Raw genomic sequence first — 1,040 nt, 5'->3', positions numbered from 1 at the left:
CATGTCTACCCTCAACTTTACTTATTTTCAGATAGCAACCAATCGAGAGCACTCATTTTTATAATACCATTATAATTCGCTTCAGTCCCTATCGTGTCTAAGGTAAGCAAATATTTGGGATACGAATCAGAAATTTTCTGTAATGGACGTAACTCTCGGCTGAGTGTCTCCTCATTGAGCGTTTCTAATGCCACTTGATAATAAGTTAAATTCTGTAAAGTATCGACAGCAACAAAATCAATTTCATATTCATCAACCCGTCCTACATAGACCGTATAACCTCGTCTGATAAGCTCAAGATAAATTACATTTTCTAAGATATGACCTTGATCAGCATTAGCATCAGGCAACATAATCCGGCGCAATCCGACATCAACTAAATAGTATTTTTCAGAGGATTGTAATAACTCACGCCCGCGTACTTTAAATTGTGCAGCACTATAAAATAACAAACTGTCCTGTAAGCCCTGAATATAGCGTTTTACTGTTTCAAATGAAATTTTAACCCCACTTGAAACAAAGGTATTTTTAATTTTATTGATGGAAATAGGTGAGCCTGTCACGCTTGCCAAATATCTTGCGACACGCTCTAGAGAGTTAATATCGGCAGTATTCAAACGGGGAATAACATCTTTAAACATTACACTGGCATAGACCGCTTGCAAGTAATCATAAGTTTCTTGCTGGCTAGTCATGGCAAGCGTATAAGGGAAACTACTGCGCGTATACATGGCATACAAATCACGATTGGATAATTGTTGGATGATCGGATTATTTTCAATATGCCACTGTTTAAATTCTTGGAATGACAAAGGTAGAACATGCTGCTCGATATAGCGTCCTGTAAGTAAAGTCGCAAGTTCTCCACTTAGAAAGAATGCGTTTGAGCCTGTAATATATAAATCGATATAATCCCGAACATATAAAGAGTCGACCACTTTCTCAAAATTGGTAACATGTTGTATTTCATCTAAAAAAACATAGTTTTTTTTACTTTTATCAACTTTGGACAATACATAATCATGTAGTTTACGGTAATC

At 36.2% G+C, this 1,040-nt stretch carries 1 protein-coding gene; it reads right to left on the bottom strand.

Going from position 1 to position 1,040, the window contains the following annotated elements:
• Positions 1 to 17 precede the first annotated feature (17 nt).
• Positions 18 to 1,040: ATP-binding protein (locus ACG9ZB_RS16675; protein ID WP_419326799.1), on the bottom strand; the 1,023-nt coding region annotated here is incomplete at its 5' end.

The sequence above is a fragment of the Acinetobacter johnsonii genome, from assembly GCF_048551975.1.
In the GTDB taxonomy this organism is placed as follows: Bacteria; Pseudomonadota; Gammaproteobacteria; order Pseudomonadales; family Moraxellaceae; genus Acinetobacter; species Acinetobacter johnsonii_A.
This window is presented reverse-complemented; position numbering and strand designations above follow the sequence as displayed.